Source organism: Variovorax sp. 01T432 (assembly GCF_056398605.1).
On sequence record NZ_JBFTPS010000005.1, the window covers coordinates 49,017 to 75,145 of the forward strand.

The 26,129-nt window shown below is 64.9% G+C and carries 24 protein-coding genes; 11 read left to right on the plus strand and 13 right to left on the minus strand.

What is annotated here, in order from left to right; genetic code table 11:
* Window positions 1–6 precede the first annotated feature (6 nt).
* The 5 genes from AC1DNF_RS05230 to AC1DNF_RS05250 form a co-directional block, all read right to left on the minus strand.
* Complete coding sequence (locus AC1DNF_RS05230; protein WP_478147495.1) at window positions 7–936, minus strand: branched-chain amino acid ABC transporter permease; 930 nt, start codon at window positions 934–936, stop codon at window positions 7–9.
* A 268-nt stretch (window positions 937–1,204) separates the two neighbouring features.
* Window positions 1,205–2,494 (minus strand): replication-associated recombination protein A, encoded by a 1,290-nt coding sequence (locus AC1DNF_RS05235; RefSeq protein ID WP_478147496.1) that lies wholly within the window; start codon window positions 2,492–2,494, stop codon window positions 1,205–1,207.
* A 94-nt stretch (window positions 2,495–2,588) separates the two neighbouring features.
* On the minus strand, window positions 2,589–3,221 hold the full coding sequence (lolA, locus tag AC1DNF_RS05240) for an outer membrane lipoprotein periplasmic chaperone LolA (protein WP_478147497.1): 633 nt from the start codon (window positions 3,219–3,221) through the stop codon (window positions 2,589–2,591).
* Between the two features lie 17 nt (window positions 3,222–3,238).
* A complete protein-coding gene (locus tag AC1DNF_RS05245; RefSeq protein WP_478147779.1) occupies window positions 3,239–5,623 on the minus strand; it encodes a DNA translocase FtsK in 2,385 nt (794 codons plus the stop codon).
* A gap of 139 nt (window positions 5,624–5,762) precedes the next feature.
* On the minus strand, window positions 5,763–6,437 hold the full coding sequence (locus AC1DNF_RS05250; protein WP_478147498.1) for a Crp/Fnr family transcriptional regulator: 675 nt from the start codon (window positions 6,435–6,437) through the stop codon (window positions 5,763–5,765).
* 163 nt (window positions 6,438–6,600) lie between these two features.
* Here AC1DNF_RS05250 and trxB point away from each other — a divergent pair, with 163 nt between their 5' ends.
* The 3 genes from trxB to rpmG all read left to right on the plus strand — a co-directional run bounded on the left by trxB (window position 6,601) and on the right by rpmG (window position 8,235).
* Complete coding sequence (gene trxB, locus AC1DNF_RS05255) at window positions 6,601–7,551, plus strand: thioredoxin-disulfide reductase (RefSeq protein WP_478147499.1); 951 nt, start codon at window positions 6,601–6,603, stop codon at window positions 7,549–7,551.
* A gap of 265 nt (window positions 7,552–7,816) precedes the next feature.
* On the plus strand, window positions 7,817–8,050 hold the full coding sequence (gene rpmB / locus AC1DNF_RS05260; RefSeq protein ID WP_478147500.1) for a 50S ribosomal protein L28: 234 nt from the start codon (window positions 7,817–7,819) through the stop codon (window positions 8,048–8,050).
* 11 nt (window positions 8,051–8,061) lie between these two features.
* The gene (rpmG, locus tag AC1DNF_RS05265) at window positions 8,062–8,235 is read left to right on the plus strand and encodes a 50S ribosomal protein L33 (RefSeq protein WP_007830291.1); all 174 of its coding nucleotides are present in this window, start codon (window positions 8,062–8,064) and stop codon (window positions 8,233–8,235) included.
* Between the two features lie 135 nt (window positions 8,236–8,370).
* Here the strand turns inward: rpmG and AC1DNF_RS05270 are convergent, their stop codons facing one another.
* The 3 genes from AC1DNF_RS05270 to AC1DNF_RS05280 all read right to left on the minus strand — a co-directional run bounded on the left by AC1DNF_RS05270 (window position 8,371) and on the right by AC1DNF_RS05280 (window position 12,869).
* Window positions 8,371–9,585: a DesA family fatty acid desaturase gene (locus AC1DNF_RS05270; protein ID WP_478147501.1), complete on the minus strand. Its 1,215-nt coding sequence runs from the start codon at window positions 9,583–9,585 to the stop codon at window positions 8,371–8,373.
* Between the two features lie 130 nt (window positions 9,586–9,715).
* Window positions 9,716–10,987, minus strand: a complete 1,272-nt coding sequence (locus tag AC1DNF_RS05275) for an RsmB/NOP family class I SAM-dependent RNA methyltransferase (RefSeq protein ID WP_478147780.1) — start codon at window positions 10,985–10,987, stop codon at window positions 9,716–9,718.
* Window positions 10,988–11,012: 25 nt separating this feature from the next.
* The gene (locus AC1DNF_RS05280) at window positions 11,013–12,869 is read right to left on the minus strand and encodes a M48 family metallopeptidase (protein WP_478147502.1); all 1,857 of its coding nucleotides are present in this window, start codon (window positions 12,867–12,869) and stop codon (window positions 11,013–11,015) included.
* Window positions 12,870–12,904: 35 nt separating this feature from the next.
* Between AC1DNF_RS05280 and AC1DNF_RS05285 the strand changes: the two genes are divergently transcribed.
* The gene (locus tag AC1DNF_RS05285; protein WP_478147781.1) at window positions 12,905–13,144 is read left to right on the plus strand and encodes a DUF1653 domain-containing protein; all 240 of its coding nucleotides are present in this window, start codon (window positions 12,905–12,907) and stop codon (window positions 13,142–13,144) included.
* Between the two features lie 103 nt (window positions 13,145–13,247).
* On the opposite strand, the gene purN is transcribed toward AC1DNF_RS05285, so the two are convergent.
* Window positions 13,248–13,832 carry a phosphoribosylglycinamide formyltransferase gene (gene purN / locus AC1DNF_RS05290; RefSeq protein WP_478147503.1) on the minus strand — a complete coding sequence of 195 codons (585 nt, stop codon included), beginning with the start codon at window positions 13,830–13,832 and terminating at the stop codon, window positions 13,248–13,250.
* A 151-nt stretch (window positions 13,833–13,983) separates the two neighbouring features.
* Here purN and AC1DNF_RS05295 point away from each other — a divergent pair, with 151 nt between their 5' ends.
* The 4 genes from AC1DNF_RS05295 to AC1DNF_RS05310 all read left to right on the plus strand — a co-directional run bounded on the left by AC1DNF_RS05295 (window position 13,984) and on the right by AC1DNF_RS05310 (window position 18,564).
* Window positions 13,984–15,165 (plus strand): acyl-CoA dehydrogenase family protein, encoded by a 1,182-nt coding sequence (locus tag AC1DNF_RS05295; protein WP_478147504.1) that lies wholly within the window; start codon window positions 13,984–13,986, stop codon window positions 15,163–15,165.
* A gap of 23 nt (window positions 15,166–15,188) precedes the next feature.
* On the plus strand, window positions 15,189–16,304 hold the full coding sequence (locus AC1DNF_RS05300) for an acyl-CoA dehydrogenase family protein (RefSeq protein WP_478147505.1): 1,116 nt from the start codon (window positions 15,189–15,191) through the stop codon (window positions 16,302–16,304).
* A gap of 87 nt (window positions 16,305–16,391) precedes the next feature.
* A complete protein-coding gene (locus tag AC1DNF_RS05305) occupies window positions 16,392–17,771 on the plus strand; it encodes an alpha/beta fold hydrolase (protein WP_478147506.1) in 1,380 nt (459 codons plus the stop codon).
* A 7-nt stretch (window positions 17,772–17,778) separates the two neighbouring features.
* Window positions 17,779–18,564, plus strand: a complete 786-nt coding sequence (locus tag AC1DNF_RS05310) for an enoyl-CoA hydratase (RefSeq protein ID WP_478147507.1) — start codon at window positions 17,779–17,781, stop codon at window positions 18,562–18,564.
* Here the strand turns inward: AC1DNF_RS05310 and AC1DNF_RS05315 are convergent.
* On the minus strand, window positions 18,561–19,118 hold the full coding sequence (locus tag AC1DNF_RS05315; RefSeq protein WP_478147508.1) for an HNH endonuclease: 558 nt from the start codon (window positions 19,116–19,118) through the stop codon (window positions 18,561–18,563). The two genes, AC1DNF_RS05310 and AC1DNF_RS05315, sit on opposite strands and share 4 nt — an antisense overlap.
* Before the next feature lie 168 nt (window positions 19,119–19,286).
* Between AC1DNF_RS05315 and AC1DNF_RS05320 the strand changes: the two genes are divergently transcribed.
* The 3 genes from AC1DNF_RS05320 to lspA all read left to right on the plus strand — a co-directional run bounded on the left by AC1DNF_RS05320 (window position 19,287) and on the right by lspA (window position 23,773).
* Window positions 19,287–20,324 carry a bifunctional riboflavin kinase/FAD synthetase gene (locus tag AC1DNF_RS05320; protein ID WP_478147509.1) on the plus strand — a complete coding sequence of 346 codons (1,038 nt, stop codon included), beginning with the start codon at window positions 19,287–19,289 and terminating at the stop codon, window positions 20,322–20,324.
* Between the two features lie 105 nt (window positions 20,325–20,429).
* Window positions 20,430–23,273, plus strand: a complete 2,844-nt coding sequence (gene ileS, locus AC1DNF_RS05325) for an isoleucine--tRNA ligase (protein WP_478147510.1) — start codon at window positions 20,430–20,432, stop codon at window positions 23,271–23,273.
* Window positions 23,273–23,773, plus strand: a complete 501-nt coding sequence (gene lspA, locus AC1DNF_RS05330) for a signal peptidase II (RefSeq protein WP_478147511.1) — start codon at window positions 23,273–23,275, stop codon at window positions 23,771–23,773. The genes ileS and lspA overlap by 1 nt, the downstream gene beginning before the upstream one ends.
* A gap of 11 nt (window positions 23,774–23,784) precedes the next feature.
* Here lspA and AC1DNF_RS05335 read toward each other — a convergent pair whose 3' ends face one another.
* The 3 genes from AC1DNF_RS05335 to AC1DNF_RS05345 are packed head-to-tail and all read right to left on the minus strand — an operon-like array spanning window position 23,785 to window position 26,118.
* Complete coding sequence (locus tag AC1DNF_RS05335) at window positions 23,785–24,132, minus strand: copper-binding protein (protein WP_478147512.1); 348 nt, start codon at window positions 24,130–24,132, stop codon at window positions 23,785–23,787.
* Between the two features lie 35 nt (window positions 24,133–24,167).
* The gene (locus AC1DNF_RS05340) at window positions 24,168–24,671 is read right to left on the minus strand and encodes a cupredoxin domain-containing protein (protein WP_478147513.1); all 504 of its coding nucleotides are present in this window, start codon (window positions 24,669–24,671) and stop codon (window positions 24,168–24,170) included.
* A 34-nt stretch (window positions 24,672–24,705) separates the two neighbouring features.
* Window positions 24,706–26,118, minus strand: coding sequence for a multicopper oxidase family protein (locus tag AC1DNF_RS05345; protein ID WP_478147514.1), 1,413 nt, complete (start codon window positions 26,116–26,118; stop codon window positions 24,706–24,708).
* Between the last annotated feature and the right edge of the window lie 11 nt (window positions 26,119–26,129).

Sequence of the window (26,129 nt, forward strand, 5' to 3'; positions counted from 1 at the left end):
TGCTCCTCAGGCGCGGTCCGCGACGCGCTCGCCGAGCAGTCCCGAAGGACGCAGGGTGAGCATGGCGATCAGGACGATGAACGCGAAGATGTCGCTGTAGTTGCTGCCGAGCACGTCGCCCGTCATGGCGCCGATGTAGCCCGAGCCGATGGCTTCGATCAGCCCCAGCAGGATGCCGCCGACCACCGCGCCCGCGAGGTTGCCGATACCGCCGAACACGGCCGCGGTGAAGGCCTTGAGACCGGGGATGAAACCCATCGCATGCTGCGCGATGCCGTAGTTGGAGGCGTACATGACGCCGGCGACCGCCGCCAGCACGGCGCCGATGATGAAGGTGGCGGAAATGACCATGTCGGGCCGGATGCCCATCAGCGCGGCGACGCGCGGGTTCTCGGCGGTGGCGCGCATGGCGCGACCGAGCTTGGTGTAGTTGACCAGCCACATCAGGATGACGAGGCAGAAGGCCGTGACGCTGAGGATCATGACCTGTGTCGGCGAGATCACCGCGCCGCCCACGTGGATGGGCGTGGTCGACAGCAGGTTCGGGTAGGCCTTGTTGGTGGGCTTCCAGATGATCATCGCCAGGGTCTGCAGCAGGATCGACATGCCGATGGCGGTGATGAGCGGGGCCAGCTTGGGGCTGTTGCGCAGCGGCCGGTAGGCCACCTTCTCGATGATGAAGTTGAGCGTGGCCGCGACGATGCAGGCAATGATCAGCGAGATGATCAGGATGAGCCAGCCGGGTGTCCCCGGCATCGACTCCTGCATGAGGCCGATGATGCTCCAGCTGGTCAGCGCGCCGACCATGAGCACCTCTCCGTGCGCGAAATTGATGAGGTTGATGATGCCGTACACCATGGTATAGCCCAAGGCTATCAAGGCGTACATGCTGCCGAGAACCAGACCGTTGATGATCTGCTGCAGCAAGATGTCCATAACGAGAATCCCTTTTTGTATGACGCCCTTGAGAGGCATCTGGCTAACCGGGTGCACTGAATTGGCGCCCCGGCTTCACTTAGCAAAAAACCCGCCAGCATGTGTCGACGGCGGGTTTGTGGGCGGGATTGTAGTCACGCCGGAAGGGCATTCAGAGGGCCGAGACGACGGGGTTTTCCCGCTGGTGTGACGGCGCAATTCGGCGGTTGCGCAAGCCGGTACAGGGAAGACGCAATCGCGTATGGGTCCCTCGACACAGGTAACTCTTCTACTCGGTTGCCTCGTTGTTGCGCTTTCGCAATTCGCGCAGCTTCTCGGCGATGCGGATTTCGAGGCCGCGCTCGACAGGGCGATAGAAAGGCTGTGGCGCCAGTCCTTCGGGCATGTAGTTCTCGCCCGCCGCGAAGCCGCCCTCCTCGTCGTGGGCGTAGCGGTAGCCCTTGCCGTAGTCGAGCTGCTTCATGAGCTGGGTAGGCGCATTGCGCAGATGCATGGGCACCGGGCGCGTGCCGTTGGACTTGATCAGCGCCTTGACCTCGTTGTAGGCCTTGTAGACGGCGTTCGACTTGGGCGCGATGGCCAGGTAGATGACGCATTCGGCGAGGGCGAGTTCGCCCTCGGGGCTGCCCAGGCGCTCGTAGACTTCGGCGGCATCGAGCGCCAGCCGCAGCGCGCGGGGGTCGGCCAGGCCGATGTCTTCGCTGGCCATGCGCACCAGCCGGCGCGCCATGTAGCGCGGGTCGGCGCCTCCATCGAGCATGCGCACGAACCAGTAGAGCGCCGCATCGGGATCGCTGCCGCGCACGGATTTGTGCAGCGCGGAGATGGTGTCGTAGAACTGCTCGCCGCCCTTGTCGTAGCGGCGCATGCGCTCGCCCAGGACGCGCATCAGCCACGCGTCGGTGATGTTGTCCAGCTTCTCGGCGCCGGCCGCGACGGACAGGGTTTCGAGGGTGTTGAGGAGACGCCGCGCGTCGCCGTCGGCATAGGCGACGAGCCGGTCGATGGCGCCCTGTTCGACCGCGGGCACGGCCTTGATCTCCTGCGCCCGGGCCACGATCTGCTTGAGATCGTCTTCGCCCAGCGGCTGCAGCACGTACACGGCCGCCCTCGACAGCAGCGCCGAATTCACCTCGAACGACGGGTTCTCGGTGGTCGCACCGATGAAGGTGAAGAGACCCGACTCGACGTGGGGCAGGAAGGCATCCTGCTGGCTCTTGTTGAAGCGGTGCACCTCATCGACGAAGACGATGGTGCGGCGCTGTTCGAGCCCGTCACGGGCGGCGGTCGCGCGCTCGACCGCTTCGCGGATGTCCTTCACGCCCCCGAGCACCGCGCTGATGCTGAGGAATTGCGCATCGAAGGCATCGGCCATCAGGCGCGCGATGGTGGTCTTGCCGACGCCCGGCGGGCCCCAGAGGATGCATGAATGCGGCTGGCCCGACTCGAAGGCGATGCGCAGGGGCATGCCGGGGCCCAGCAGGTGCTGCTGGCCGATGACCTCGCCCAGGGTCTTGGGGCGCAGGCGTTCGGCGAGGGGTTGGTGGGAGCTTGCCATCGGAGAGCGGTAGTTTCGCCCCGCATCCTAAGTCGCGGGATCGGGACCGCGGTTTCATCGGCCGGCCATCGGCTGGCTCGGCGACTGCACAGGGCTATTGCCGGATGACATCGGCGCCGGCGGGCGGCTTGAAGACGAAGGTGCTGGAGGGAAGGGCCGGATTCACTTCGACCTTGCTGAACTTCAGCACCGAGCGCTGGCCGAAGCTGTCGAGGATCTCCAGGGCGGCGAGTGCGTCGCCCTGAAAGCCGACGAGGACGCTCTGCAACTGGCCATCCTTGCTCTTGGGACTGGCCTTGACCCACTGCAGGCCATCACGCTCAGGGACGGCTTCGAGCGTGAAGTCGGCCTGCAAGGCGCGCAGATCGGGCGCGGCGGCGATCAGCGCCGCCGGCGTGGAGCCCAGCGCCTGCGCCTGCTTGCGCTGCGTGACCTGGTTCAGATCGGCGTCGTAGAGCGAGAGGGTTTCACCATCGGCGACGATGCTCTGGACAAAGGGCTTCTTGTAGTCGAACCTGAATTTGCCGGCGCGCTGGAATTCGAAGGTGCCGGCCGAGACCTTGGGCCGGGAATCCTGGCCATCCTTCGGCGGCGCCGTCACGGTCTGGGTGAATTCGGCACGGCCCGACTTGACCGTCTTGACGAAGGTCTCCAGACTTTCCAGACCGCCGGCCCATGCGCTGCCCATCGCCACCGCCAGGCAGGCACCCATCCACAACTTCTTCATCGACATCCCGGATCCGATCACTCGGTGCGCGCAGGCACCAGAATTTCGCGTTGGCCACTGCCGCTCATGGCGCTCACCAGCCCGGCGTTCTCCATGTCCTCGACCAGTCGAGCGGCGCGGTTGTAGCCGATCTTCAAGTGGCGCTGGACCAGCGAAATGCTGGCCTTGCGGTTCTTGAGCACGACTTCGACCGCCTGGTCGTACATCGGGTCCTTCTCGCCGCCTTCGCCGCCACCCTCGCCCGACAGTTCGCCGTCGCCATCCACGGTGCCACCTTCGAGCACGCCTTCGATGTAGTCCGGCTCCCCTTGTGACTTGAGGTAGGCGACGACACGGTGCACTTCCTCGTCGCTCACGAAGGCGCCATGCACGCGCACGGGCAGGCCGGTGCCGCTGGGCATGTAGAGCATGTCGCCCATGCCGAGCAGCGCCTCCGCGCCCATCTGGTCGAGGATGGTGCGCGAGTCGATCTTGCTCGACACCTGGAACGCGATACGGGTCGGGATGTTGGCCTTGATGAGGCCGGTGATCACGTCGACGCTGGGCCGCTGCGTCGCCAGGATTAGATGGATGCCGGCGGCGCGCGCCTTCTGCGCCAGCCGGGCGATCAGCTCTTCGATCTTCTTGCCGACCACCATCATCAGGTCGGCCAGCTCGTCGATCACGACGACGATGTGCGGCTCGCGCCGCAGCGGCTCGGGGCTGTCGGGCGTGAGGCTGAACGGGTTGTAGATGAACTCCTCGCGCGCCTTCGCCTCGTCGATTTTGACGTTGTAGCCTGCCAGGTTGCGCACGCCCAGCTTGCTCATGAGCTTGTAGCGGCGCTCCATCTCGGCCACGCACCAGTTGAGACCATGGGCCGCCTGGCGCATATCGGTGACGACGGGCGCCAGCAGATGCGGGATGCCTTCGTAGACCGACATTTCGAGCATCTTCGGGTCGATCATCAGCAGGCGCACGTCGCGTGCCTCGGCCTTGTAGAGCAGGCTCAGGATCATTGCGTTGATACCGACCGATTTCCCGGAGCCCGTGGTACCTGCCACCAGCACATGCGGCATCTTCGCGAGGTCGGCCACGACGGGGTTGCCGACGATGTCCTTGCCGAGGCCCATGGTGAGCATCGACTTGCCCTCGTTGTAGATCTGCGAGCCGAGGATCTCGCTGAGCTTGATCGACTGCCGCTTGGCATTCGGCAGCTCGAGGGCCATGTAGTTCTTGCCTGGAATCGTCTCGACCACGCGGATGGACACCAGCGACAGTGAGCGCGCCAGATCCTTGGCGAGGCCGACGATCTGCGAGCCCTTGACGCCCGTGGCCGGCTCGATCTCGTAGCGCGTGATCACCGGACCGGGGGAAGCGAGCACCACCCGCACCTCGACGCCGAAGTCCTTGAGCTTCTTCTCGATCAGGCGCGAGGTCATCTCGAGCGTATCCGGCGAAACTGTTTCCTGGCGCAACTGGGCGGCATCGAGCAGATCGACCTGGGGCAGCTTGCTGTCGGGCAACTCGCGGAACAGCGGCTTCTGGCGCTCCTTGGCCACGCGATCGCTGCGGGGCACCTCGGCGAGGGCGGGCTCGATCTGAACCGGTGGCGACGGCGCGCGACGCTTGGGACGCGGGACCACGCGCAGCTCTTCGTCGGGCGACTCGGTGTCATTGCCCAATCCCACGGAAGTCAGCTCCTCGCGCTCGCGCACGGCCTGCTTGCCCATGGCGATGTCCTGGGCGATCTCGCGTTTTTCACGGCGCGATTCGAACAGCGAATAAAGGCGCGAACCGATGCGCTCGGCAATCTGGCTCCACGAGAAGCGGAACACGAGTGCCGAACCGATGACGCCGCCCGCGATGGCAATCAGCGCGGAGCCGGTGAACCCCATCCACTTCACGCTGGGCGGGCCGACGAGATAGCCGAGCACGCCGCCGCCATGGCCCGGAAGGTGTGACTCCAGCCGATAGAGCCGCGACCACTCCAGCATCGCGCTGGCGCACAGCAGCAGGATCAGGCCGAACCAGAATGCGAGCCGGCTGCGATTGAAACGGCCGCGCGGAGGCTGCTCCACCGGATGCGGATCACCGCCCCTCAGCCAGCCGGCCAGCGAAGACAGCCAGACCCGCAGGCCCGCCGCCAGGCACCACCAGACCGAATAGCCGGCCAGGTAATAGCTGGCGTCGGCCACCCAGGCGCCGATGCGGCCGCCCCAGTTCTTGACTTCGCCCCCGGTGCCCGAGGTCGACCAGGCCGAATCGGAGGGGGTGAAGCTCAGCATGGCGAGCAGCCAGAACAGCAGCACCACGAAGCCCGCGATGAGTGTGATCTCGAGCGCGAAGCGCATCGCACGCAACCGCACCGGCTGCGATTCGGCCGATGAGGACGATTGAAGGGTATTGAGCGAGTAGGTCATGAAATACACGACGGCCAGTCCGCACGAGCGGACCGGTAGCGTACAGAAACTACAACGTAAACGAACGCGGCCGCGTTGTCAGGGCCCGCGATACAAAGGCCATCAAGGCCAGCGCCCTCGGGCGCTGCCGGCCAGACGATCAGGTGAGCGATGAGAGTCGTTCCTTGACGATCATCGAACCGTCCGGCTGGGTCTGGACGAATCCGCGCTCCTCGAGGTCCTTCATGACCCGGCTCACCATTTCACGCGAGGCCCCGACCATCTTGGCCAGATCCTGGCGGGAGATCTTGTCGCGCACCTTGAGATTGCCGGCGCCGTCGTCGACGGCGAACTCGAGCAGCGAGCGCGCCACGCGTCCGTAGACGTCCATCAGCGCGAGCGATTCGATCTTGCGGTCCGCATGGCGCAGGCGCGAAACCAGGCCCCGCATGATGTTGTAGGACATCGAGGAATTCTCGGGCAGGCAGCGCGCAAAGGCCTCGCGGCCGAGCATGAGGACGTCGGTCTGGACCTCCGTGCGCACCGTCGCCGAATGCGGCTCGTCGTCGATCATGCTCATCTCGCCGACATAGTCGCCGGGGTGCAGCGTCGCGAGAATGACCTCCCTGCCGCGGCTGTCCGTGCTCATCACACGTGCCCGTCCGGTCAGGATGATGTAGAGCGCATCGGACTTCTTGCCTTGTTCCACCACGACCTCGGCACGCTTGAAGCGCTTCTTGACGATCGCGTCGGCGATGCTCGCGGACTGCGTGGGCGTCAGCGCGGCGAACAAGGGCACGCGGCGGAGCAATTCAAGATTTGACAGCATCGACATTCATCAATCCCCGAATACCGCGCGACGTCCCGACTCATGGGTTAATACAATCGCGCGCATTGAAAACACCTCACGCCCGGTCTTGAACCGAACGGTGATACTCCATACCTATCACCCTGAAAATGTACACGCTGACGCAGCACCAATCCTAGGTTTTCTACTCATGTCATCCCCACGCCACGCCAAGGTTCTCATTCTGGGCTCCGGCCCGGCCGGCTACACGGCTGCAGTCTATGCGGCTCGTGCCAACCTCGAACCCATGCTGATCACCGGTATCGCCCAAGGCGGCCAACTCATGACCACGACCGATGTCGACAACTGGCCTGCCGATGTGCACGGTGTGCAGGGCCCCGACCTGATGCAGCGCTTTCTCGAGCATGCAGAGCGCTTCAAGACGCAGATCGTCTTCGATCACATCAACAAGGTCGATCTGAGCAAGCGCCCCTTCACGCTGAGCGGCGACACCGACACTTATACCTGCGATGCGCTCGTGATCGCCACCGGCGCTTCCGCCAAGTACCTCGGGCTCGACTCGGAGCAGCACTTCATGGGCCGCGGCGTCTCGGGCTGCGCGACGTGCGACGGGTTCTTCTATCGGGATCAGGAAGTCTGCGTGATCGGCGGCGGAAACACCGCCGTCGAGGAGGCCCTGTACCTTTCCAACATCGCGAGCAAGGTCACGCTGGTGCATCGCCGCGAGAAGTTCCGGGCCGAGCCGATCCTGATCGACAAGCTCCACGAAAAGGCCAGGGAAGGCAAGATCGAACTCAAGGTGCACAGCACGCTCGACGAGGTGCTGGGCGACGATTCGGGCGTGACAGGCATCCGCCTCAAGAACACGCAGACCGGCGCCACGGAGCAACTGGACCTCAAGGGTTGTTTCATCGCGATCGGGCACCACCCGAACACGGACATTTTCAAGGGCCAGGTCGACATGAAGGACGGCTACATCACGACCCGCGCCGGCCTGCAAGGATTTGCCACCATGACCAGCGTGCCGGGCGTCTTTGCGGCAGGCGATGTGCAGGACCACGTCTACCGTCAGGCCATCACCAGCGCGGGCACGGGTTGCATGGCCGCGCTCGACGCACAGCGTTTCCTCGAACAGGAATAGGTTGCTCGCCCCCAGGCTGCGCGCACTGCGTGTCGCTCCGCCTACCCCCTGCCGGGCGGGGTGGCCGGGCGCGGCGGCCCTTTGAGGCGGGCTCGGGCCAAGGGGCTATAATCCAAGACTTTGCCGAATTCAGCGCTTGCCTTACTGGGCATGGTCGGACGGCAAGCCGGGGTACCGCCACCCGTTTCTGGCGAGGTCAAGCTGCAAACCACCTCATGCAATTCCCATTGCGCCGGGTGCCAGCTGTTCAAGAAAGAGTGTCCACATGGCACGCGTATGCGAAGTAACGGGCAAGGGCCCGATGGTCGGGAACAATGTTTCCCATGCCAACAACAAGACAAAGCGCCGGTTCCTGCCGAACCTGCAATACCGTCGTTTCTGGGTCGAGACCGAAAACCGCTGGGTGCGCCTGCGGATTTCCAACGCAGGTTTGCGTCTGATCGACAAGAACGGCATCGACGCCGTGCTCGCAGACCTGCGCGCACGCGGCCAAGCTTAAGGAGCTGAATCATGGCAACGAGCAAAGGCGGACGCGAAAAGATCAAGCTGGAATCCACTGCGGGTACCGGCCATTTCTACACGACCAGCAAGAACAAGAAGACGATGCCTGAAAAGATGTCGATCATGAAGTTCGACCCGAAGGCGCGCAAACATGTCGAGTACAAGGAAATCAAGCTGAAGTAATTCGGCTGTTCCAAACAAAAAAACCCGCTGAGATCCAGCGGGTTTTTTGTTGCCTGGGCGGTCCACCAAGAAGCAGATTACTCCAACAAAAAAGCCGGCTCGCAAGCCGGCTTTTCATTCATGCAGGATGCTTCGTCAAGCGCGCGCAGCGCGCAGGCGGGTCGAGAACTCACGCAACCCAGCAATACCGCTGGCCTCTGCACGATGACACCAGGCAGCCAGATCAGCAGCGAGTTGCTCGCGTGACTGAGAGGTGTTGAGCCACAGCTGGCGAAGCTCTTCGCGCATCGTCACCATCTTGTCGAGCACCGGATGGGCCGCACGCGCCTGCACCAAGTGCGAACGCGCCGCGGCGGGCACCTTGTCGTCATCGCGGTGCAGCCAGCGCTTGGCCGCCTTCAGAACCGAAAGGTCCGCGCCCCTGGCCTTGAGCAATGCCAACTCGCCCTTGGTGGTACGGCGCATTTCACGCGCATAGCCGGCCATCACCTCGTAGCGGTTGGCGATCACAGCCTCGAGCGTCTTCGCATCGGCCACAGGCTGGATGTCCCCCAGCTGCAGCTTCGGCGGGACCTTCTTGACCTTGGCCCAACCAATCTTCTGCATCATGCTGATGTAGATCCAGCCGATGTCGAACTCATACTTCTTGACGGAGAACTTCGCCGACGTCGGGTATGTGTGATGGTTGTTGTGCAATTCCTCGCCACCGATGATCAAGCCCCAAGGCGAGATATTGCGGCTGGCATCCGGCGCCTCGAAATTGCGGTAGCCCCAGTAGTGGCCGATGCCGTTGATGATGCCTGCCGCGGTAATCGGGATCCAGAGCATCTGGATGGCCCACACGGTGAGACCGAGCACGCCGAAAAGCGCCACGTTGATCACGAGCATCACACCCACACCTTGCCAGCTGTAGCGCGTGTAGAGGTTGCGTTCGAGCCAGTCGTCCGGCGTGCCGTGGCCGTAGCGCTCCATCGTTTCCTTGTTTTTCGACTCTGCACGATAGAGCTCGGCGCCGCGCCAGAGCACTTCGTCGATGCCGCGAACCTGCGGGCTGTGCGGGTCTTCTTCGGTTTCGCACTTGGCGTGGTGCTTGCGGTGGATCGCAACCCACTCCTTCGTCACCATGCCCGTGGCCAGCCAGAGCCAGAAGCGGAAGAAATGCGAAGGAATGGGGCCCAGGTCCATGGCCCGGTGCGTCTGCGTACGGTGCAGGAAGATCGTGACGGCAGCGATCGTGATGTGCGTGGTGACGAGCGTGTACAGCACGACTTGCCACCACGTGAGGTCCCACAAGCCGTGTCCGAGCCAGTCGAGGGCCGCGCTCAGAACGGCAGAGTCAGGAAGCAACATTGAGTTCAATACTCCATGGCCACACGAGGGTGCAGCCTTCAGGTAACCAGCGATTTTAAGGGTTCGCCCCCCGAAAGGGGCCTAAATCCTTGATAAATCTCAAGTTTCCAGCCCCTTTGGAGTCTGTTACCTACTTACGGTTCCATACGGCCGCAAAGAAGCCGTCCGTGGCGTGTCGATGGGGCCAAAGTCGCAGGTAGCGCAATCCGGATTCACCCCCAGAACACAGCGTTTCCGCCTTTGCGACCTTCAGACCTTCCAGCAGTTCGCCCGCGTCCGCGGCTTCGAAATCCGGATTGGCGGCGCTGAAAGCCTCGGCGATGGCTTCGTTTTCCTCCGGCAGCATGCTGCAGGTCGCATAGACGAGCCGCCCCCCCGATTTCAAAAGACGCGCGGCGCTTTGCAGGATCGCCGTCTGCTTGGCCGTCAGCTCCTGGATCGACTGGGGCGACTGGCGCCATTTCAGGTCCGGATTGCGCCGCAGGGTGCCCAGCCCCGAACAGGGCGCGTCCACGAGGACGCGATCGATCTTCCCCGCCAGACGCTTGACGCGATCGTCCCGCTCGTGAGCGATTGCAGCCGGATGCACATTGGAGAGCTTGCTGCGCGCGAGGCGCGGCTTGAGCGCATCGAGCCGATGCGCCGAAGTGTCGAAGGCGTAGAGCCGGCCGGTATTTCGCATCGTGGCGCCGATGGCGAGCGTCTTCCCACCCGCGCCGGCACAGAAGTCAACCACCATCTCGCCGCGCTTCGCGTCGAGCAGCAAGGCCAGTAGCTGCGAACCCTCGTCCTGCACTTCGACGGCGCCGCGAGCAAAGGCGTCGAGCTTGGTGAGCGCCGGTTTGCCCTCGATTCGCAAGCCCCATGGGGAAAACGGCGTCACCACGGACTTGATGGCGACCTGCGAGAGTTCCTTCTGCACATCGGGCCGCTTGTCGGTCAGCGCGTTGACCCGCAGGTCGAGCGGAGCCGGCTGCTGGAGGCTTTCCACGAGTGGCCAGAATTCTTCGCCCAATTGGGCCTTCAGCGGTGCCACCAGCCATTCCGGCAGGTTGTGGCGATGACGCTCGAGCAGGTCGTCCTGCCTGACGGCGTCGCAGTTGTCGAGCCAGCGCTTCTCCGTGTCATTCAAGGCGCTCTTCAGGAAGTCGCGCGGGCCATGAAAGCCCAGAATCGCCATGCGGCGCTCCTTCGGCCCGCTGCCCGAGGGCGACAGGTGGTCGAAGAGGAGCTTCTTGCGGAGCACGGTGTAGACGGTTTCTGCCAGGGTTGCGCGTTCGCGCGGCCCGAACTCGCGATGGTCGCGAAAGAAGCGGGAAACGACCTGGTCGGCAGGGTGATCAAATTTCAGGACAAGGCCGACGAGATCGGCGCAGGCATCAAGCAAGGCTTTGGGGTGCATCCCCCATTGTCTCAGTCGGAAGCACTCAGCCGACCGCGCGCGCCCAGATCGCTCCGAAGGCCTGCCGTTCGATTTGATCGAGCGTCGGCGAATGCCCCGCCCACAGCACGAGGGCGGCGCCCGGCAGGCTAAGAGTCTGCTCGATCTGACGGCACAGGTGCCAGCGCTCCTCGTCACCCAGCGCAGGCAGATCGACGAACAAGACATAGGCGCGGCGCCAAGGGAATTCGCGCAGGTTCTTGCGCACCAGCCAGGCCCGCGTGATCGCAGCGTTGCGCGCCAGGTCGGCTCGCAATTCGCCGAGTTCGAAGTCGCTCAGGTCATGCCGAGCGATCTGGCTGAAAAAGGGCGTGGTGGTGAGTTCTTCCCACGCTCGCTGTTCGGCCTCCTCCGCGACTTTCGCCCGTGCGCGCCAAAGCTTGAGCGCCAACTCGTCGTACGGGCCCGCGTCTGGATTCTCGAGCAGGGTCACGGCCGCCCTGGCCGCCCACCAGCGGCTCGCCGTGCTCGACGCGTGAAGCCGCTCCAATACCGGGAGGCGCGCGGCCCGGTCCCTGGACGGCAATACTTGTGCCAAGCCACGCAAGGCGCCCGGGTGGTCGGGCGTGAATTGAAGCGCGCATTCGTAGTGGACGCGCACGTCGGCGTCCGCATCGATGCGGCGCAGGCAATCGGCCCATTCGACCATCTCCTCGGCGTTGTTGCGATCCGTGTTCGCCGCAAGCACCGCGACGCGCTCCCGCAAGCGCACGAGGTACGCATGGTGAGACTTCCAGTCGCCCGCGTGGGTCCGGCACCATTCCTGGTCGAAATGGGCGATCCACTTGGACTTGTCGACCAGCAGTTCGAGCGCCGGTTTCTCGGACCAGGCGGGGATCCGGGCCTTCTCTTCGAGCGCCTCGAGACGGTCACGCAGCACCGGGTGAGTGTCGTCGACATCGCTGACGCAGCGCAGAGCGCCACGCAACGCCTCGCGGGCAAAGTCCGTCGCGACCGGGGCGCAGAGCTGCAGACCCATCGCTGCGAACGGCCCCACCGGTGCCGGCTCATCTGCGGCGCGCGCCCAATGCGCGGACCAGAACCTGTCGGCGTACCAGGCGCTCTTGATGGCGATCTCCGTCAGCGCCGCCGCCGCGACGCGCGTACCGAGCATGCGGCCCGCGATGCGGTCGGCCTCATATTCGTCCTGCCGAGCCAGCGCGAAGGTCTTGGCGGCGAAGCGCGGAAAGTACCAGCGGAAGAAAGCCTGCGACGCAAAGGCCATCACGCCTTCACTGCGTTGAAAGCTCGCGTCGAGTTTGAGCCAGGAAAGCCGGGTGCGATAGATCCATGCGCTGAGCTTGCCATGGTCGCCGCGCAGGTGGCCGTACTCGTGGGCCAGCACCGATAGCAGGCGACGCCGGTCCAGCGCCATCAGGAGCGGCAGACCCACGTTCAGGTAGTTGACGGCGCCGCCGAACAGACCGAAGCGCGGCAGTTGGCGGATGCTCGCATTGAAATCGCCGTCGAGATAGACCCGATGCACCGGCGGCCCGTCGATCTTCTTCCGGATGCGGTCGAGCGCCTCGAAAAGCTGGGGTGCATCCGCGCGTTCCAGCGCCACGCCATCGGGCTCGTCGATGCGCACCCATAGTGCGCGCATCGTGGCCCAGAGCAAGCCAAGAGAGAAGAGCAGGAGCCAGCCGCGCGCGATGCCGAAGCGTCCTTGCGCGATCGCGGCGAGGTCCCAGGCGATGATGCCGGTGGCGAGCACCAGGCAGGCAATCACCCAAAGATAGCCTAACGCCGCGAAGACAGCCACGCCGCGCCGATAGGCAATGCTGTCATCCGCGCTGGCGTGCTCGCTCAGCCTGACAAGATGCACAAAATCCGCTCGATCCATGCAGACCTCTCAGCCCCTTGAAAGAACCGACCGAGATGACCAACGAAGACAGGCTCCCCGCGCTGATCGAGACACCACCGGGCCGTTACCGGCACTACAAGGGCGGCGAGTACGAAGTACTGGGGACCGCGCGCCACAGCGAGACCCTGGAGCCGATGACGCTGTATCGCGCGCTCTACGGCGACCGCGGACTGTGGGTGAGACCGGCCGCCATGTTCGACGAGACGGTGGAAATCGGAGGCCTCCCACGATTGCGCTTCGTCAGGCTGGAATAGAAGACGCGCGATGTCCGCACGGTGGCGCGGCAACGCTGATGACCAGCAGCAGAAGACGAAAAGTTTTCACAACCGGCTTTCCAATGCGGAAAGCTGGATTGTGTCATTTTGTTTCCATCAACCAGTCGGCAATCGCTCGAGGGTAAACCCGATGCTCCTGGGCCAGCACGCGCGCAGACAGCGTCTCGGGTGTGTCATCGGGCATCACGGGCACGACCGCCTGGGCGAGGATCGGACCATGATCCAGCTCGACCGTTACCTCGTGCACCGTCACGCCCGCCACCCGGCAGCCCGCTTCGAGAGCGCGCTGGTGGGTGCGCAGGCCGGGAAAGGCCGGCAACAGCGAAGGATGAATATTGATGAGCCGGTGTTGGTAATGCGCGACGAAAGCCGGCGTGAGGATGCGCATGAAGCCCGCAAGCACAACCAGGGTCGGCGCATGCAGGTCGATCGCATCGGCGAGCGCCGCGTCGAAAGCCTCGCGCGTCTCGAAGTCCTTGTGCGAGACCACCGAGGTCGCAATGCCCTGCTCCCGCGCAAACGCCAATCCCTGGGCATCCGCCTTGTTGCTGATGACCGCCGCGATGCGAGCGCCGAAACGCGCCGCCCAGCGGCCATGCTCGGCGGCACGCACGATGGCCGCCATGTTGGAGCCGCCGCCGGAGATCAGGATGACGATGTTCTTCATGGGAGGCCGGATTATCTGTGCTCGTTTCCCCCGATCGGCTTTGTCACCGCGCGGACACCGCTTGCCCGCACGACCGTGCTAAAACCAGCGGCTCGGAGACACGCCGAGGCATGCCGGATAGGCGGCGATCGATCAACACAGCGAGGCACGCATGGATTTGAGCTTCACCCCTGAAGAACAGAAGTTCCGCGAAGATATTCGCGCCTGGGTCAAAGAAAACCTTCCCGCAGAGATCTCCCACAAGGTGCACAACGCACTGGAACTCACGCGCGACGACCTGCAACGATGGGCCAAGATCCTTGGCAAGAAGGGCTGGCTGGGCTACGGCTGGCCCAAGGAATTCGGCGGCCCCGGCTGGACGGCCATCGAGAAGCACCTGTTCGAGGAAGAGACCGCGCTGGCAGGCTCGCCCCGCATCATTCCCTTCGGCCCCGTCATGGTGGCCCCGGTGATCCAGGCCTTCGGCAACGCCGAACAGCAGAAGCGCTTCCTGCCCGGCATCGCGAGCGGCGAAGTCTGGTGGAGCCAGGGCTACAGCGAGCCGGGCTCCGGCTCGGACCTCGCCTCCGTGAAGACCAAGGCCGAGCGTCAGGGCGACAAGTACATCGTCAACGGCCAGAAGACCTGGACCACACTCGGCCAGTACGGCGACTGGATCTTCTGCCTGGTGCGCACCAGCAACGAGGGCAAGCCGCAGACCGGCATCAGCTTCCTGCTGATCGACATGAAATCCCCTGGCGTCACCGTGCGGCCCATCAAGCTGATGGACGGTGGCCATGAGGTCAACGAAGTCTGGTTCGACAACGTGGAGGTTCCGGCGGAGAACCTGATCGGCGAAGAGAACAAGGGCTGGACCTATGCCAAGCACCTGCTGAGCCACGAGCGCACCAACATCGCCGACGTCAATCGCGCCAAGCGCGAACTCGAGCGACTCAAGCGCCTTGCCAAGAGCGAGGGCGTCTGGGATGACCAGCGATTCCGGGACGAGATCGCCAAGCTCGAGGTCGACGTGGTCGCGCTCGAAATGCTGGTCTTGCGCGTGCTCTCGGCTGCGACCTCCGGCAAGAACTCCCTGGATATCGCCGGCCTGCTGAAGATCAAGGGAAGCGAGATCCAGCAGCGCTATTCCGAGTTGATGATGCTGGCCGGCGGCCCTTACGCCCTCCCGCTGATCCGCGAAGCCATGTCGGCCGGATGGCAAGGCAATTTCCCCGGGGGGCACCCGCAGCTGGCCCCGCTCGCATCCACGTACTTCAACATGCGCAAGACCACCATCTACGGCGGCAGCAACGAAGTGCAACGAAACATCGTCGCGCAGACCGTCCTCGGTTGAGCGCAGTTTGCAAGGATCAGAGAATGGACTTCAATTTCAGCGACGACCAGCAACAGCTTCGCGACGCGGTCGCCAAGTGGGTCGAAAAGGGCTATGGCTTCGAACGCCGCCGTGCCACCGAGGCGGCGGGCGGATTCTCCCGCGAGGCCTGGGACGAGCTGGCCGAACTGGGCCTGGGCGGCCTCTACATCCCCGAGGATGAAGGCGGCCTGGGCATGGGCCCCGTCGAAGGCATGGTCGTGATGGAAGAACTCGGCCGCGGCATCGTGCTGGAGCCGCTCGCGCAGTCCTTCATCGCGGGCGCGGTGCTCGCGGGCCACGCCGACGCGGACACCAAGGACAACTGGCTGCCCCGCATCGCGGGCGGACAGGCGATGATCGTGCTCGCCTGGCAGGAGCGCAAGGCGCGCTACCGGCTCGACGTCTGCGACGCCAGGGCCGTCAAGGCCGACGACGGTTTCAGCCTGAATGGCATCAAGAGCCTCGTGCCCGCGGGCGATGAAGCCGATGCGTTCATCGTGCCGGCCCAGTTGGACGGCAAGATCGCCCTCTTCCTCGTCGAGCGGGCCGCCAGCGGCGTCGCGGCACGCGGCTATGGAACACAGGACGGCAGCCGCGCCGCGGAGGTCGTGTTCGACAAGGCCGCAGCCACGCTCATCACGAAGGACGGACTGCCGGCTCTCGAGCATGCGATCGACATCGGCATCGCCGCCGCCTGCGCCGAGGCGGTGGGCGTGATGGACAAGACGCTCGCCATCACCGTCGAATACATGAACACGCGCAAGCAGTTCGGCGTCGCGATCGCCTCCTTCCAGGCGCTGCGCCATCGCGTCGTCGACATGAAGATGCAGCTCGAACTCGCACGTTCCATGAGCTACTACGCGAGTCTGAAGCTCAACGCGCCAGCCGCCGAACGCCGGCAGGCTCTGGCACGCGCCAAGTACCAGTTGGGCGTGTCGATGCGCTTCGTCAGCCAGCAGGCTGTGCAACTGCACGGCGGCATCGGCGTGACGGACGAATACATCGTGAGCCACTACTTCAGGAAGCTCACGCAACTCGAAATCACTTTCGGCGACACGCTGCACCACCTCGGCGAAGTGTCGGCGCGCATGCAGGACACGGCCGGGGTCTTCGCCTGACACACTGGGCCGCTATCTTTCCCGGATAGCCACTCGCGCCCGCCGGCTTCCAGCTGGCGGGCGTTTTTTTCTGGAATGGAATTTGCCATGCACACTCGTCGTCATCTGATCGCCCTGAGTCTCGCCGTCACCATGCTCGCCGCCTGCACCACCACGCCCGTTTCCACCAAGTGGCCGCCGATCGTCTTCATGCATGGCGACGGCGATTCGGCTGCGCTCTGGCAGACGACGATCTGGCGCTTCGAGTCCAACGGCTGGCCGCGCGATCGGCTCTTTGCGATCGATCAACCCTATCCGGTGGCGCGCGACGACGATGCGGTGCCGCAGCCGGGGCGCAGTTCGACCGCCGAATCGATGGCCTTCCTGAAGAGCGAAGTCGAGCGCGTCCTGAAGACCACCGGCGCCAGCGAGGTCGTCCTGATAGGCAACTCGCGCGGCGGCAACGCGATCCGCAACTACGTGCAGAACGAAGGCGGCGATCGGGTCGTGAGCCATGTGATCCTGGGCGGCAACCCGGCGCACGGGATCTGGGCCGTCAAGGGGTTGCGCGAGGGTAACGAGTTCTCCGGCCTGAGCCCTTTCATTCGGAAACTCAACGCACCGAAAAATGCCAACGGCGACGAGGTCACGCCCGGCGTGAAGTGGCTCACCCTGCGCTCAGACACCAACGACAAGTACGCGCAGCCCGACGGCTTGTGGATTGGCGCCAAGGGCACGCCTACCCACATCGGCTTCGACGGCCCGGCGTTGAAAGGTGCGACCAACGTGGCGCTTCCGAGCGTCGACCATCGCGAGACCTCGTTCTCCCCGGCCGCCTTCGAGACAAGCTGGCGCTTTCTGACCGGCGAGCCGCCGCGCACCCTGCAGCCCGAGGCTGAATCTCCGATCGTGCTGTCCGGCAGGATCACCGGCCTGGGGGTTGATCCGCTCGATGCGGCGAGCGGCCCGTCGCCCAATAACCTGCCGCTGGCTGGCGCGCGCCTGGCCGTCTTCGCGGTCGACGTGGGCACGGGCACCCGCCGCGGCGCCGCGGCCTGGGAGCAGACCATCGGGCAGGATGGCCGCTGGGGGCCTTTCACTGCCCAACCCGGCACCCACTATGAATTCTTGCTGAGCGCGCCGGGATACGCCACCACACACATCTACCGCAGTCCCTTCCCGCGTTCGAGCAGCGTGGTCCAGCTTCGACCGGAGCGCATCGCCGCCGTCGACCGCGACGCCAAGGCGCTCGTGATCCTGACGCGGCCGCGAGGCTACTTCGACGCCCGGCGCGACACGATGCGCTTCGACGGACAGGCCGCGCTACCGGGCGTGCCGCCGCAAGGCGCGGGCGTATCGAGCTCGAAGCTCAAACTGGCGAGCGACACACCCCGCGCGGTGAGCGCGGAGTTCAACGGCGAGCGGCTGATTGGCCAGACATGGCCCGCCGCGCAGGACAATGTCAGCGTGCTCGAACTCACGTACTAGGAGTCCCATGAACACCGCCGCCGAATCCCCGCTGTTGCATTCCCGCGATGCGCGGGGAGCGGTGACACTGACGATGAACCGACCGCAGGCCTTCAATGCGCTCTCGGAGCGAATGATCGAAGCGCTCGCAGGCGAGTTCGCTGCGATCGCCGCGGACGAAAGCGTGCGCTGCGTCGTGCTCGCCGGTGCCGGCAAGGCTTTCTGCGCCGGCCACGACCTGAAGGAGATGCGCGCGCAGCCCTCTCTCGCCTACTACGAGGCGTTGTTCGCCCGATGCGGCGAGATGATGCTGGCGATCCAGCGCCTGCCCGTGCCGGTCATCGCACGCGTGCACGGCATCGCAGCCGCCGCCGGCTGCCAACTGGTCGCGATCTGCGATCTGGCGGTCGCATCGAGCAACGCGCGCTTCGCCGTCAGCGGCGTCAACGTCGGGCTCTTCTGCGCCACACCCAGCGTGACCCTGTCTCGCAACCTCGGCCGCAAGGCGGCTTTCGAGATGCTGGTGACGGGGGATTTCATCGATGCCCGCGAGGCAATGGCGAAGGGACTGATCAACCGCGTGGCCGAACCCGAGGCACTGGACGCCGAAGTCGAGTCCCTGGTCGCCAGCATCGTCGCCAAGCCCAGGGCCGCATTGGCCTTGGGCAAGTCCTTGTTCTATCGACAACTCGAAACCGGCGTGGCCGCGGCGCTGGACGACGCGGCCCGCACGATGGCCTGCAACATGATGGACGAAAGCGCGCTGGAAGGCGTGCAGGCCTTCATCGAGAAGCGCCCGCCCGCCTGGCGCTAGCCGTGCAGTCGCGAGCTTTGCGGCAGATGGGCCATCAGGAACTCCATCTGGTCCGCCAGGATGCGGCGATTGCGCAGGATGAAGTCCTCCCACAGGCTGGGCACATAGGGTGCATAGAGCAGGGGCATGTTCGCCTGCTCGGGTGTGCGGCTGCTCTTGCGGTGGTTGCAGGGCTTGCAGGCCGTGACCACGTTCATCCACGTGTCGATGCCGTTCTGCGCGAACGGAATGATGTGCTCGCGCGTCAGTTCCTCGTCGTGGAAATGCCCCCCGCAGTAGGCGCAGATGTTGCGGTCGCGGGCGAAAAGCTTGCTGTTGGTGAGACCCGGGCGCTGCATGAAGGGGTTGATGCGAGGCACGCCCTTGGTGCCGATGATGCTGTTGACCGCAATCTGGGACTGCTCGCCCGTGACAGCGTTGTGCCCGCCACGAAACAACGCGACCTGTGCGCCCACTTCCCAGCGCACTTCGTCCGCCGCGTAGTGGATCACCGCCTGCTCGAGCGAAATCCACGACTGGGGCAGCCCTTGGGCCGACAGCTTCAAGACCTTCACCACACGCCTCCTCAAACAAGGGAAGAACAACGGAAAGACCAGGTATGCGACGCTTGCCGCGAAAGCTTGCGCGCAACGCACTGAGTCACAATATACCGGCTTTGTGACAAAAAGACCCCCATGTGCCCATTCGGCGGGCGCAAAGCGCTATCAAAAAGATACCAACCCATGCAGGTTTTCCGGGGATTCAGGCATCCGGGCGTGGCTGCGGCCTGCGCCTTGACCATTGGCAATTTCGACGGCGTGCACCGCGGGCACCAGGCCATGCTCGGGCTGCTCGGCACCGAGGCGCGCCTGCGAGGCTTGCCCAGCTGCGTGCTGACCTTCGAGCCCCATCCCCGCGACTACTTCGCGGCCCTCAACAAGCGCCCGGAACTCGCCCCGGCGCGCATCGGCACCCTGCGCGACAAGCTCAGCGAACTCGCAGCGAGCGGCGTTGCCCAGACGATCGTGCTGCCTTTCGACAGGCGGCTCGCATCGCAGACGCCGGAGGAATTCATCCAGCATGTGCTGATCGAAGGCCTGGGCGCGCGCTACGTGCTGGTGGGTGACGACTTCCGCTTCGGCGCCAAGCGCGCAGGCGACTACGCGATGCTGGATGCGGCCGGCGACCGGCACGGCTTCGACGTGGCCCGCATGAACAGCTACGAGGTGCACGGCCTGCGCGTGTCGAGTTCCGCCGTGCGCGAGGCGCTGGCCGAAGGCCGCATGACCGACGCCCAGGTCCTGCTCGGCCGGCCGTATGCGATCTCCGGCCACGTGGTTCATGGCCGAAAGCTCGGCCGTGCATTGGGCGCCTCCGAGCCCGGCCGCGACGACGGCTTCCGCACGCTCAACCTGCGCTTCAAGCACTGGAAGCCCGCCGCGAGCGGCATCTTCGCCGTGCAGGTGCACGGGCTCGCCGACAGGCCCTTGCATGGCGTGGCCAACCTCGGCGTACGGCCCTCGCTCGACGCCAACGACGTCAACGCCGGCCGCGTGCTGCTGGAGACCCATTGCCTCGATTGGCCCGCCAAGCTGGGTGCCGAGGGGGCCTACGGTAAAATCGTCCGCGTGGAACTGCTGCACAAACTGCACGACGAATTGCGCTACACCAGCCTCGAGGCCCTCACAGCGGGCATCGCCAAGGATGGGCGCGACGCGCGTGCGTTCTTTGCTTCCACCCACGCCGAGACGCATCGTCAGACCACGCGCGACCGAATTTAGGGCGGAGCCGCCACTTCCGCCGCGCCCGGCAGCACTTTCGCATTGCGCCGCGCGCCCCATCGATCCCTCGAGCGTTGCAATGCGGCGCAGACTTCTGGAAACCCCATGGCTGACAACAAGACCGACGGCGGCACCGACTATCGCGCCACGCTGAACCTGCCCGACACCCCTTTCCCGATGCGTGGCGACCTGCCCAAGCGCGAACCGGGCTGGGTCAAGGAATGGAACGACGAAGGCCGCTACCACCGCCTGCGCGCTGCGCGGCAAGGCGCGCCCAAGTTCATCCTGCACGACGGGCCTCCCTACGCCAACGGCCAGATCCACATGGGCCACGCGGTGAACAAGATCCTGAAGGACATGATCACCAAGGCTCGCCAGCTCGAAGGCTTCGACGCGCTCTACGTTCCAGGCTGGGACTGCCACGGCCTGCCGATCGAGAACGCGATCGAGAAGAAGTTCGGCCGCAATCTGAGCCGCGACGACATGCAGGCCAAGAGCCGCGCCTTTGCCACCGAGCAGATCGCCCAGCAGATGCAGGACTTCCAGCGCCTGGGCGTGCTGGGCGAGTGGGACCATCCCTACAAGACGATGGATTTCGCCAACGAGGCCGGCGAGCTGCGCGCCTTCAAGCGAGTGATCGAGCGCGGCTTCGTCTATCGCGGGCTCAAGCCCGTCTACTGGTGCTTCGACTGCGGATCCTCTCTGGCGGAGTTCGAGATCGAATACGCGGACAAGAAATCGCAGACCATCGACGTGGCCTTCAAGGCCCACGATCCCGCGAAGCTGGCTACTGCATTCGGGCTTCCATCGCTCGCCAAGGACGCCTTCGCCGTCATCTGGACCACCACCGCGTGGACCATCCCCGCCAACCAGGCCATCAACCTGAACCCCGAACTCGACTACGCGCTGGTCGACACCGAGCGCGGCCTGCTCGTGCTCGCCGCCTCGCTGGTCGAGATGTGCATGACCCGCTATGCCCTCGACGGCAAAGTTCTGGCCACGGTCAAGGGCGAGAAGCTGGCTGGCCTGGAGTTCGAGCACCCGCTGTACCACGCCGATGCAGGCTACCGCCGGCTGTCGCCCGTCTACCTGGCGGACTACGCCACGGCCGACGATGGCACCGGGCTCGTCCATTCCTCGCCGGCCTACGGCGTGGACGACTTCAACTCCTGCGTGGCCCATGGCGTGGCCTACGACGACATCCTGAATCCGGTGCAGGGCAATGGCTCCTACGCGCCGGACTTCCCGCTCTTCGGCGGCCAGAACATCTGGAAGGCCGTGCCGGTCATCATCCAGGCCCTGCGCGATGCGGGCCGCCTCCTGACCACCGAGGCCATCACCCACAGCTATCCGCACTGCTGGCGCCACAAGACGCCGGTGATCTACCGCGCCGCGGCCCAGTGGTTCATCCGCATGGATGAGGGCGAAGGCGTGTTCACCAAGGACAAGGCCTCCAAGACCCTGCGCCAGACCGCGCTCGAGGCCATCGAGCAGACCACCTTCTACCCGGAGAACGGCAAGGCGCGCCTGCACGACATGATCGCCAACCGGCCTGACTGGTGCATCAGCCGCCAGCGCAGCTGGGGCGTGCCGATCCCCTTCTTCCTGCACAGGGACTCGGGCGAGCTGCATCCGCGCACGATGGAAATCCTCGACCAGGCGGCCGACATCGTCCAGGCGGGAGGCATCGAGGCCTGGAGCCGCGTGACCACCGAGGAAATCCTCGGAGAAGCCGACGCGCCCCACTACACGAAGAGCACCGACATCCTCGAAGTCTGGTTCGATTCCGGCTCGACCTTCTTCCACGTGCTGCGCGGCACGCACCCCAGCGTGCACCACGAATCCGGCCCAGAGGCCGACCTCTACCTCGAAGGCCACGACCAGCATCGCGGATGGTTCCATTCCTCGCTGCTGATCGCCTGCGCGCTCGAAGGCCGAGCGCCCTACCGGGGCCTGCTCACGCACGGCTTCACCGTCGACAGCCAGGGCCGCAAGATGAGCAAGTCGCTCGGCAACGGCATCGATCCGCAGGAAGTGAACAAGAAGCTTGGCGCCGAGATCATCCGGCTCTGGGTGGCGGCCAGCGACTATTCGGGCGATATCGCGGGCGACGACAAGATCCTCGCCCGGGTGGTCGACGCCTACCGGCGCATCCGCAACACGCTGCGCTTCCTGCTCGCCAACACCAGCGACTTCGACATCGCCAAGGATGCGGTGCCGCTCGACCAGTTGCTGGAAATCGACCGTTATGCGATCAGCCGCGCGACGCAGTTCCAGGCCGAGATCCTCGCGCACTACAAGGTCTACGAGTTCCATCCCGTGGTCGCCAAGCTGCAGGTGTATTGCTCCGAAGACCTCGGCGCCTTCTACCTCGACGTCCTGAAGGACCGTCTCTACACCACGGCCCCGGGCTCGCCCGCGCGCCGCAGCGCGCAGACGGCGCTCTGGCACATCTCGCAGGCGATGCTGCGCTGGATGGCGCCCTTCCTGAGCTTCACGGCGGAAGAGGCGTGGAAATTCGTCGGCAACGGCGAATCGATCTTCACGCAGACCTACAGCGACCTCGGCACACCCGACGCGGCCCTCCTGGCAAAGTGGACGCGCATCCGAGAGATCCGCGACGCAGTCAACAAGGAGATCGAAACCGTTCGCGCGGACGGCAAGCTCGGCTCCTCGCTGCAGGCCAACGTGGCGCTGACCGCGACAGCCGACGACTACGCGCTACTGGCGACGCTCGGGGACGATCTCAAGTTCGTCCTGATCACCTCCGCGGTCGAGCTCATCGCGGGCGAAGCCCTGTCGGCCGGCGTGGTCACGAGTTCCGCGGTGAAATGCGAGCGCTGCTGGCATTGGCGCGATGACGTGGGTCACGACTCCGCCCACCCGGGCATCTGCGGCCGATGCACATCCAACCTCTACGGCCCCGGAGAAGCAAGGAGCTTTGCCTGATGAGCACCCGTTCCCTCGCTTCGCCCCGTGCCGGCATCTGGCCCTGGCTGGGGCTGTCCGCCGTGATCCTGATCCTCGACCAGTTCACCAAGACGCTGATCCTCGGCTACTACAAGCTCGGCGATGCCACTCTCATCACGAGCTTCTTCAACATCGTGCGGGCCCACAACACGGGCGCGGCCTTCTCCTTCCTGGCCGATGCGGCGGGGTGGCAGCGCTGGTTCTTCACCCTCATCGGCGTTGCCGCCGCGCTGTTCATCGTCTGGATGCTCAAGTCGCATGCGGGGCAGAAGATGTTCTCGTTCGCCATGGCCGCCATCCTCGGCGGCGCGCTCGGCAACGTGATCGACCGGCTGATGCACGGCTACGTGGTCGACTTCCTGGACTTCCATCTCGCGGGTCGTCACTTCCCGGCCTTCAACGTGGCCGACAGCGCCATCACCATTGGGGCGATCTGCCTCGTCCTCGACGAGCTCCGGCGCGTCAGACGAGGCCGCTAGGCGCAGGCCATCTAACGGGCGGCTTCCATCCGGGTGACGGTGAACCTGCCGTCGACCTTCTCCGCCATGAAGCGGACCTTGTCGCCGGGCTGCACCTTGTCGAGCATGGCCTCGTCCGCGACCTGAAACACCATCGTCATGCCCGGCATGTCGAGGTTCGTCAAAGGGCCGTGTTTCAGGGTGATCTTCCTGTTTTCCCTGTCGATCTTCCGGACCTGCCCGTCGACGAGTTCGGCTGCCGTGGGCGAACCGCCCGCGGGCGCAGCCGCGACCGCGCTTGCGCCGGTCTGTGCGTGAGCGAATCCGGCAAGCGCCAGGGCGGCGGTGCAGGCGAAGAAAAGCTTGCGAAGCTGGAGCATGTGCGTTCCTTGTCGATCTGTTCGGACGAAATGGTTCAGTTGTGCGCGGTCTTGCGGCTCGCCTTGAGCACGTTGACCGCGCCCTTCATGCCGGCGTCGTAGTGGCCCGGCTGGAGGCAGGCGAAATCCACCCGGCCCGCCTTGGTGAATTGCCAGACGATCTCGCCCTGGGCGCCGGGAGCCAGCGAGACCTGGTTCGGATCGTCGTGCTCCATCTCCGGGTTCTTCTTCATCACCTCGTAGTGCTCCTTCAGTTCCCTCTCGGTACCGAGCATCAATTCATGCTTGAGCTTGCCGGAGTTGGTGATGACGAAGCGCACGGTCTCGCCCTGCCTCACGTTGATGTTCGCGGGGGTGAAGCGCATTGCGTCGCTCATGTCGACCTTGACCGTGCGACGCGCCTTCGCGGCGACACCCGCCTTGCCGATGGCAGCCGTTTCGTCGTGGTCATGGCCGCCTGGGTGAATGCCCGATGCGGAGGCGCCGGCAGCCAACAGGGTGGTCAACACGGCGATGGTGGCGGTTCGGAGGTTTTTCATGAATGTCCTTTCAATTCAGGCGTCGTTGAAGAAATCAGTGTTCGGAATGGCCTGTCGGCTTGCGCACCTGGACCTCGATGTCTGTCGCGGGCATGTTCTGCGCCGGCATGGCCGAGGCCCCTGCATCGCGCGCGCGCGGCGGCTCGGGCGCCGGGCCTCCGAGCTCGTAGGCCACGGTGCCGGGCGGGTGCTTGAACCAGCCGGGATTCGAGTAGTCGCCAGGCTTCTGGTCCTTGCGCACCTTGACGACACTGAACATGCCGCCCATCTCGACCGAGCCGAAGGGGCCCTCGCCGGTCATCATCCGGGCCGTGTTGTCGGGCAGGGGCATCTCCATCTCGCCCATGTCCGCCATGCCGCGTTCCCCCATCACCATGTAGTCGGGGACCAGGCGCGCGATCTTCTTCACCACGTCGCCGTGATCGACGCCGATCATCGTGGGCACGTCATGGCCCATGGCGTTCATCGTGTGATGACTCTTGTGGCAATGGAAGGCCCAATCGCCCTCTTCATCGGCCACGAACTCGATCTGCCGCATCTGCCCGACCGCGACGTCCGCCGTCACTTCGGGCCAGCGCGCGCTCCTCGGCGTCGGGCCGCCGTCGGTGCCGGTGACGACGAATTCATGTCCGTGCACATGCATCGGATGGTTCGTCATCGTCAGGTTGCCCACGCGAATGCGGACCTTGTCGTGCTGCCGCACGTTGAGCGAGTCGATGCCCGGGAAGACGCGGCTGTTCCATGACCAGAGGTTGAAGTCCAGCATCGTCATGATCCGGGGCGTCGCGCTGCCGGGCTCGATGTCGTAGGCATTGAGCAGGAAGACGAAGTCGCGGTCGACCTCGTCGATCAGCGGGTGCCTGGCCTTCGGGTGCGTGACCCAGAAGCCCATCATTCCCATCGCCATCTGCGTCATCTCGTCCGCGTGCGGGTGGTACATGAAGGTGCCCGGGCGTCGCGCGACGAACTCGTAGACGAAGGTCTTGCCGGGCTGGATCCCCGGCTGGGTCAGCCCTGTCACGCCATCCATGCCGTTGGGCAGGCGCTGTCCGTGCCAGTGGATGCTGGTGTGTTCCGGCAACCTGTTGGTAACGAAGATCCGCACCCGGTCGCCCTCGACCACTTCGATGGTCGGTCCGGGCGACTGCCCGTTGTAGCCCCACAGGTGGGCCTTGAAGCCGGGCGCCATCTCGCGCACGACCGGCTCGGCGACCAGGTGGAATTCCTTCACGCCGGCGTTCATGCGCCAGGGCAGCGTCCAGCCATTGAGCGTGACCACGGGGTTGTACGGCCGCCCGGTGGCTGGCCGCAGCGGCGGCATGGTGTCGGGCCGGGTTTGCAGCACCGGCTCGGGCAAGGCGGCCATCGCCACCTTGGACACCGAGGCGGCGGCGATCGCGCCCGTGATGGCACCCGCGCCGCTCAGGAAGTTGCGTCTGTTTTTCATATGCGTATGGG